Consider the following 7,752-nt stretch of genomic DNA (forward strand, 5'->3'; position numbering starts at 1 on the left):
GCTCCGTTTCCGGCCCGACTTCGTCGGGTTCCTTCGCCCTGTCACTTACGTCGCACTCTGCGTCGTCAGTGCCATCGCGATAAAAAAGCGCTTTTATACGGACAAAGCATGACGTTGCGCTGCATCACAATCTGCGCCGCGCCTCGAACTCAGGATCAACTCCGCAAACACCACGAACTTTCCCGCCCTGCCCCCGCTCATAGCTAACAAGCCCATCCATACGGTTGCCCCATGGATCTTGTCGTTGCTCGCCCCGAAGGTTTGTACTGCCCACCCGGTGATTTTTATATCGACCCGTGGCGTCCGGTCGAGCGTGCGGTGATTACTCATGCGCACGGCGATCATGCCCGTACTGGCAATCAGCATTACCTGTCGGCGGCCAGTGGAGAGGGTATTTTGCGGTCGCGCCTCGGGCAGGACATCAATCTGCAAACCCTCGAATACGGCGAAACCATTACCCACCACGGGGTAAAACTCAGCCTGCATCCGGCCGGGCATGTGTTGGGCTCCGCACAAGTGCGGCTGGAATATGAAGGCGAGGTCTGGGTCGCTTCCGGGGATTACAAAGTCGAACCGGATGGCACCTGCGCGGCATTCGAGCCAGTGCGCTGCCACACGTTTATTACCGAATCGACCTTCGGCCTGCCGATCTATCGCTGGGCACCGCAGTCGCAGATTTTCGAAGGCATCAACGAGTGGTGGCGCGGCAATGCGGCTCAGGGCAAGGCCAGCGTGTTGTTCGCGTATTCCTTCGGCAAGGCACAGCGCATTTTGCACGGCATCGACTCGCAGATCGGGCCGATTCTGGTGCACGGTGCCGTCGAGCCGTTGAACCGGGTCTACCGCGAAGGCGGCATCCGTATTCCGGAAACCCACTACGCAGGCGACTTCAAAAAGACCGATCCAGCCCTGCGTCAGGCGCTGATCCTCGCCCCGCCCTCGGCCGGGGGCAGTAGCTGGATGAAGCGCTTCGGCGAATACAGCGATGCCTTTGCCAGCGGCTGGATGATGCTGCGTGGCACGAGGCGTCGGCGCGGCGTGGATCGCGGCTTTGTGCTGTCCGATCACGCCGACTGGCCGGGCTTGCTATGGGCCATCGAGCAGACCGGTGCCGAGCGGGTCATGGTCACCCACGGTTCGGTCGGCATACTGGTGCGCTATCTGCGCGAACTGGGGCTGGACGCCCAGGGCTTCAGCACTGAATACGGCGATGAAGAAGACAGCAACCCGGCGGCTGCCGAGCCTGAGGCGGCAACTGCGGGGGAGGCTCAGTCATGAAGGCCTTCGCCGAACTCTACGCACAGCTGGACGCCACCACCTCAAGCAATGCCAAACTGGCCGCGATGCGTGACTATTTCAAACACGCCGATCCGCAGGACGCCGCTTGGGCGGTGTACTTCCTGTCCGGTGGACGCCCCAGGCAACTGGTGCCCACCCGCGTGCTGCGCGAGCAAGCCATGACACTGGCGAACCTGCCGGAATGGCTGTTCGAAGAAAGCTATCAGGCCGTTGGCGACCTGGCGGAAACCCTGTCATTGCTGCTGCCGCAGGCCGACCACAGCAACGACGAAGGTCTGGCTACGTGGATGGAAGACAAGCTGTTGCCGTTGCGCGGCCTGCCGCCCGAAGAGCTGGCCGCGCGCTTGCCCATGTTCTGGTCGCAACTGGACCGCAGCAGCTTGATGGTTTGCATCAAGCTGATCACCGGCAGCTTTCGCGTCGGTGTATCGAAATTGCTGGTCACCCGCGCACTGGCCGCGCTGGCTGACATCGACAGCAAGCGCGTTGCACAACGGCTGGTCGGCTATACCGACCTGTCGCATCGGCCCAGCGCCGAGCGCTACCTCAAGCTGATCGCGCCTGAATCGGAAGATGAGCACGCGCAACGTGGCGGTCAGCCCTATCCGTTCTTTCTTGCGCACTCATTGCAGCAGCCTGCCGACCAGTTCGAGGCGTTGCTGGGGCCGGCCGAGAAATGGCAGGTGGAGTGGAAATGGGACGGCATCCGCGCACAACTGGTCAAACGTGACGGCAGGCTGTGGATCTGGTCACGGGGCGAAGAGCTGGTCACCGACCGCTTCCCGGAACTGCACAGCCTGGCGCAATGCCTGCCCGACGGCACAGTGATCGACGGCGAAATCGTGGTCTGGAAAGCGCCTGACATTAACCCGGACATCAGCCCCGACAGCACCGCAGAGTTCGCGCTGGATAACGAAGCCCCGCACGCTGCGCCCTCAGTCCAGCCCTTCGCCCTGCTGCAACAACGCATCGGCCGCAAGACATTGGGCAAGAAGATCCTCACTGACATTCCGGTCGTGGTGCTGGCCTATGACCTGCTGGAATGGCAAGGCGCTGACTGGCGCAACCGGCCGCAACACGAACGCCGCACGCAACTGGAAACCTTGATCGATGGCTGTCAGAGCGAGGTGCTGATGCCCTCCCCGGTGCTCACCGGCAAAGACTGGCTCGACCTCGCCACCCAGCGCGAGGCATCCCGCAGCCTGGGGGTCGAGGGCATGATGCTCAAGGCTCGCGACTCGCTGTACGGGGTCGGTCGCACCAAGGACATGGGCGTCTGGTGGAAGTGGAAAATCGACCCGTTCAGCGTCGATGCCGTGCTGATCTACGCGCAACGCGGTCATGGTCGGCGTGCCAGTCTGTACAGCGATTACACTTTTGCGGTGTGGGACGGCCCGCCCCAGTCAAGCGAACGCACATTGGTGCCGTTCGCCAAAGCCTACTCAGGGCTGACCGACGAAGAAATGCGCAAGGTGGACGCCATTGTGCGCAAGACCACCGTCGAGAAGTTTGGCCCGGTGAGCAGTGTGACGCCCACCTTGGTGTTCGAGCTGGGTTTCGAGGGCATCGCCTTGTCCAAGCGTCACAAGAGCGGCATCGCCGTACGCTTCCCGCGCATGCTGCGCTGGCGACAGGACAAACCGGTCGCCGAGGCCGATAGCCTGACGACGCTGCAGGACCTGCTGAACTGATGCACCACAAAAGGGCGCAATAATAGGCGTGCACCTTTTTGAAACATCACGTAAAGCAAAAGTGCATTCGCCCGCTAAAACCATCACCCTCGCGTTACCAATCTGCCCCTTGTCCTGACCGGGGTGCACAGGGAAATTCGCCTCAATGGCTGGCCTTCGAAGGACAAGCGCGCCAGCGCGGCAGATTGCCATCCGTTAATACGAAATAGCGACAACCCCTTACATTTCAAACGCACGTTCGTTCCTCTGGTTCGGAAATTGCTAACCATTGCCTATCTGGCACTTGCCGGTAGCAAGCTTCGCGTGTTCCCAACGCCCCATTTAAGGTTTGAAGGACTGAATGATGAAAAAAGCATGGCTGACTCTTTCTGCACTGGCTCTGTGCATAGCCGCCGGTAACGCGATGGCCAAGGAATACAAGGAACTGCGCTTCGGCGTCGATCCATCCTATGCACCGTTTGAATCCAAAGCCGCCGACGGCAGCCTGGTGGGTTTCGATATCGACCTGGGCAACGCGATCTGCAAAGAGCTGAAAGTCACCTGCAAATGGGTTGAAAGCGATTTCGACGGCATGATCCCCGGCCTCAAAGCGCGCAAATTCGACGGTGTGATCTCCTCGATGACCGTGACCCCGGCTCGCGAAAAAGTCATCGATTTCTCCAACGAACTGTTCTCCGGCCCGACGTCGCTGGTGTTCAAGAAAGGCGCAGGCTTCACCGCTGACCCGGCCAGCCTGAAAGGCAAGACCGTGGGCTACGAGCAAGGCACCATCCAGGAAGCCTACGCCAAGGCCGTGCTGGACAAGTCCGGCGTGACCACCAAGGCCTACGCCAACCAGGATCAGGTTTACGCCGACCTGACCTCCGGTCGTCTGGACGCCTCGATCCAGGACATGCTGCAAGCCGAACTGGGTTTCCTGAAATCGCCCGCCGGTGCCGACTACGAAGTCAGCAAGCCTATCGACAGCGAACTGCTGCCAGCGAAAACCGCCATCGGTATCGCGCAGGGCAACAAAGAGCTCAAAGCGCTGCTGGATAAAGGCATCAAGGCCATGCACGATGACGGCACCTACGCCGAAATCCAGAAAAAACACTTTGGCGACCTGAACCTGTACGACGGCAAATAACACCCCAACGCCCATCGATTTCGGCGATGATTCGCCGCCCGATCGATGGGCGTTTTTGTTGCTAAACGCAAGGCCTTATCCATGCTCGATGCACTCATGCAAACCCTGGGACTCTCGGCATTCAGCCTGAAGGGCTTTGGCCCGCTGTTGCTGGAAGGCACCTGGATGACCATCAAACTGGCTGTGCTGTCCCTCGCGCTGAGCATTCTGCTCGGGCTGGTCGGCGCCAGTGCCAAACTGTCGAGCTCGGCGCTGCTGCGCGTGCCGGCGCAAATTTATACAACGCTGATCCGTGGTATTCCGGATCTGGTGTTGATGCTGTTGATTTTCTACAGCCTGCAAACCTGGCTGACCATGCTCACCGACGCAATGGAATGGGAATACATCGAGATCAACCCTTTCGGCGCGGGCGTCATCACCCTGGGCTTTATTTATGGTGCGTACTTCACCGAGACATTTCGCGGCGCGATTCTGTCCGTGCCGCGCGGTCAGGTTGAAGCGGCAACGGCTTACGGCTTGAAGCGCGGCCAACGATTCCGCTACGTCGTGTTCCCGCAAATGATGCGTCACGCGCTGCCGGGCATCGGCAATAACTGGCAAGTGATGCTCAAGGCCACCGCGCTGGTGTCGATCATCGGCTTGGCTGATCTGGTCAAAGCCTCGCAGGACGCCGGTAAAAGCACCTACCAATTGTTCTACTTTCTGGTGCTGGCAGCCTTGATCTACCTGATGATTACCAGCGCCTCGAACTTCGCCCTGCGCTGGGCTGAACGGCATTACGCCGCAGGCAGTCGGGAGGCGCAGCGATGATCGAGTTGTTGCAGGAATACTGGAAACCCTTCCTTTATACAGACGGCGTGAATATCACCGGTCTGGCCATGACGATGTGGCTGCTCAGCGCCTCGATTGCCATCGGCTTCTGCGTGTCGATTCCGCTGTCGATTGCGCGGGTGTCGAGAAATCGCTGGGTGCGCTGGCCCGTGCAGTTCTACACCTACCTGTTTCGCGGCACACCGCTTTATATACAGCTGCTGATTTGCTACACCGGCATTTACAGCATTGCCGCCGTGCGTGAACAACCGATGCTGGATGCGTTCTTTCGCGACGCGATGAACTGCACGATCCTGGCCTTCACCCTGAACACCTGCGCGTACACCACGGAGATTTTTGCCGGCGCCATCCGCAGCATGGCCCACGGCGAAGTCGAAGCAGCCAAAGCTTATGGTCTGACTGGCTGGAAGCTTTACGCCTACGTGATCATGCCGTCGGTGCTACGCCGTTCGCTGCCGTACTACAGCAACGAAGTGATCCTGATGCTGCACTCGACCACCGTGGCCTTTACCGCCACGGTGCCGGATATTCTGAAAGTCGCGCGCGACGCCAATTCCGCGACCTTCATGACCTTCCAGTCGTTTGGCATCGCCGCAGCCATGTACCTGACCGTTACGTTCATCCTGGTCGGGCTGTTCCGTCTTGCCGAACGCCGCTGGCTGGCCTTTCTCGGCCCGGCTCATTAATCAGGACTGAACATGCGCCATCACACACATGACCTGCTGTCGCCGGTGCCAGGCACTGGTCGACACATCCACAGCTTTCATTACGGCCCGCAGCAAGGCGCCAGCAAGGTCTACATCCAGGCCTCGCTGCACGCTGACGAATTGCCGGGCATGCTGGTCGCCTGGTACTTGAAACAGCGCCTGGCCGAGCTGGAAAACGCCGGTCGCCTGCGGGGTGAAATCGTCGTGGTGCCGGTCGCCAACCCGATTGGCCTGGAACAAGTGCTTATGGACACGCCGCTGGGCCGTTACGAGCTGGAGAGCGGGCAGAACTTCAATCGCTGGTTCAGCGACCTCAGCGCGCACGTCGGCGATGATGTCGAAGCCCGCCTGACTGACGACCCGCAGCAAAACCGTGCCTTGGTGCGCGCCAGCCTGCTGGCCGCGCTGAATGCCGAGCCCGCCACGACGCAATTGCACTCGCTGCGCCTGACCCTGCAACGTCTGGCCTGCGACGCCGACATGGTGCTGGACCTGCACTGTGATTTTGAATCGGTCGAGCACCTGTACACCACGCCAGAGGCCTGGCCGAAAGTCGAGCCGCTGTCGCGTTATCTGGGTGCGCAAGCCAGCCTGCTGGCCACCGACTCGGGCGGCCAGTCGTTTGACGAGTGCTTTACGCTGGTCTGGTGGCAATTGCAGCAACGCTTCGGCGAGCGCTTTCCGATCCCGATGGGCAGCTTCTCGGTGACCCTGGAGCTGCGCGGCCAAGGCGATGTGAATCACGCCCTGGCCAGCCGCGACTGTCAGGCGATCATTCATTACCTGATCGACGCCGGCGTCATCGACGGTGAGTTACCGCCACCCCCCGAATTGCTTTACCCCGCGACGCCACTGGCGGCGGTCGAACCGGTTGCTACGCCGGTCGGCGGGCTGCTGGTGTTCTGCGCGATGCCTGGCGAATACGTCGAGGCCGGCCAGCTGATTGCCGAGGTCATCGACCCGATCAGCGACGCCGTGACCTGCATCCATGCCCTGAACGCAGGCCTGCTGTACGCCCGTTCGCTGCGCCGCATGGCAACGGCGGGCATGGTCATTGCGCACATCGCCGGCACCCAGGCCTATCGCAGCGGCTATCTACTTTCTCCTTGAGGACCTGTCATGTACAAACTGACCATCGATGGCCTGCACAAGAGCTACGGCGACAACAAAGTGCTCAAAGGCGTATCGCTCAAGGCCAGCAGCGGTGATGTGATCTGCCTGATCGGCGCCAGCGGCTCGGGCAAGAGCACGTTTTTGCGCTGCATCAACTTTCTCGAACAGCCCAACGATGGCGCAATGAGCCTGGACGGCAAGCAAGTGCGCATGGTCAGCGACAAGGACGGCATGCGCGTGGCCGACCCGGATGAGCTGCAACGCATCCGCACCCGGCTGGCGATGGTGTTTCAGCACTTCAACCTGTGGGCGCACATGACCGTGCTGGAAAACATCACCATGGCGCCGCGTCGGGTGCTGGGCGTGCCAAAGGCCGAAGCCGAGGCCCGTGCACGTAAATACCTGGAAAAGGTCGGCCTGCCGGAGCGCGTTGCCGACCAGTACCCGGCGTTCCTGTCCGGCGGCCAGCAACAGCGCGTGGCGATTGCCCGTGCGCTGGCGATGGAACCGGAAATCATGCTGTTCGACGAACCCACCTCAGCACTTGACCCGGAGTTGGTCGGCGAGGTGCTGAAAGTCATTCAGGGCCTGACCGAAGAAGGCCGGACCATGATCCTGGTAACTCACGAAATGGGCTTTGCGCGCAAGGTTGCCAGCCAGGTGGTGTTTTTGCACCAGGGCCAGATCGAAGAATCCGACCACCCGGACGAGGTGCTCAACAACCCGAAAAGCGAGCGTCTGCAGCAGTTTTTGAGTGGTAATCTGAAATAGCGTTTTTTGTGCATGAAGCCGGAAATGCCCAGTAACCGGAACTGAAATATCCACGACTATCGTCCCCACGCCCCAGTGAGGATGCATTGCTCGACGCTCTGCGTCGTCAAGAAGACGCGGAGCGTCCAGAAAGGCATGCGACGCAGAGCGCCGCACGATATTGAGATCATCGTTCCGCACGCTCCAGCGTAGGAGCTCTGCGTCGTCAAGAGGA

The 7,752-nt window shown here is 60.5% G+C and carries 7 protein-coding genes; all 7 read left to right on the plus strand.

Annotated elements, in window-relative coordinates; translation table 11 throughout:
- Positions 1–231: 231 nt before the first annotated feature.
- Entirely contained in the window at positions 232–1,278 is a 1,047-nt protein-coding gene (locus DW49_RS0122630; RefSeq protein WP_005620001.1) for a ligase-associated DNA damage response exonuclease, read from the plus strand.
- Positions 1,275–2,990: an ATP-dependent DNA ligase gene (locus DW49_RS0122635; protein WP_005620002.1), complete on the plus strand. Its 1,716-nt coding sequence runs from the start codon at positions 1,275–1,277 to the stop codon at positions 2,988–2,990. The genes DW49_RS0122630 and DW49_RS0122635 overlap by 4 nt, the downstream gene beginning before the upstream one ends.
- A gap of 343 nt (positions 2,991–3,333) precedes the next feature.
- Entirely contained in the window at positions 3,334–4,116 is a 783-nt protein-coding gene (locus DW49_RS0122640) for a transporter substrate-binding domain-containing protein (protein WP_024420659.1), read from the plus strand.
- Between the two features lie 81 nt (positions 4,117–4,197).
- Positions 4,198–4,926 (plus strand): ABC transporter permease, encoded by a 729-nt coding sequence (locus DW49_RS0122645; protein ID WP_005620004.1) that lies wholly within the window; start codon positions 4,198–4,200, stop codon positions 4,924–4,926.
- A complete protein-coding gene (locus DW49_RS0122650) occupies positions 4,923–5,633 on the plus strand; it encodes an ABC transporter permease (protein ID WP_003381529.1) in 711 nt (236 codons plus the stop codon). Before DW49_RS0122645 ends, DW49_RS0122650 begins: the two co-directional genes overlap by 4 nt.
- A 12-nt stretch (positions 5,634–5,645) precedes the next feature.
- Entirely contained in the window at positions 5,646–6,764 is a 1,119-nt protein-coding gene (locus DW49_RS0122655) for a succinylglutamate desuccinylase/aspartoacylase family protein (protein ID WP_024420658.1), read from the plus strand.
- A 9-nt stretch (positions 6,765–6,773) separates the two neighbouring features.
- Positions 6,774–7,538, plus strand: a complete 765-nt coding sequence (locus DW49_RS0122660) for an ABC transporter ATP-binding protein (protein WP_005620008.1) — start codon at positions 6,774–6,776, stop codon at positions 7,536–7,538.
- Positions 7,539–7,752: the final 214 nt, after the last annotated feature.

Origin of the sequence: Pseudomonas avellanae BPIC 631 (assembly GCF_000444135.1) — a bacterium.
Lineage (GTDB): Bacteria > Pseudomonadota > Gammaproteobacteria > Pseudomonadales > Pseudomonadaceae > Aquipseudomonas > Aquipseudomonas avellanae.

Bases quoted from the DNA above. Each gene is read 5' to 3' on its own strand.
- DW49_RS0122645 (WP_005620004.1), top strand. From the start codon at position 4,198: ATGCTCGATGCACTCATGCAAACCCTGGGACTCTCGGCATTCAGCCTG.
- DW49_RS0122640 (WP_024420659.1), top strand. From the start codon at position 3,334: ATGAAAAAAGCATGGCTGACTCTTTCTGCACTGGCTCTGTGCATAGCC.
- DW49_RS0122635 (WP_005620002.1), top strand. From the start codon at position 1,275: ATGAAGGCCTTCGCCGAACTCTACGCACAGCTGGACGCCACCACCTCA.
- DW49_RS0122630 (WP_005620001.1), top strand. From the start codon at position 232: ATGGATCTTGTCGTTGCTCGCCCCGAAGGTTTGTACTGCCCACCCGGT.
- DW49_RS0122650 (WP_003381529.1), top strand. From the start codon at position 4,923: ATGATCGAGTTGTTGCAGGAATACTGGAAACCCTTCCTTTATACAGAC.
- DW49_RS0122660 (WP_005620008.1), top strand. From the start codon at position 6,774: ATGTACAAACTGACCATCGATGGCCTGCACAAGAGCTACGGCGACAAC.
- DW49_RS0122655 (WP_024420658.1), top strand. From the start codon at position 5,646: ATGCGCCATCACACACATGACCTGCTGTCGCCGGTGCCAGGCACTGGT.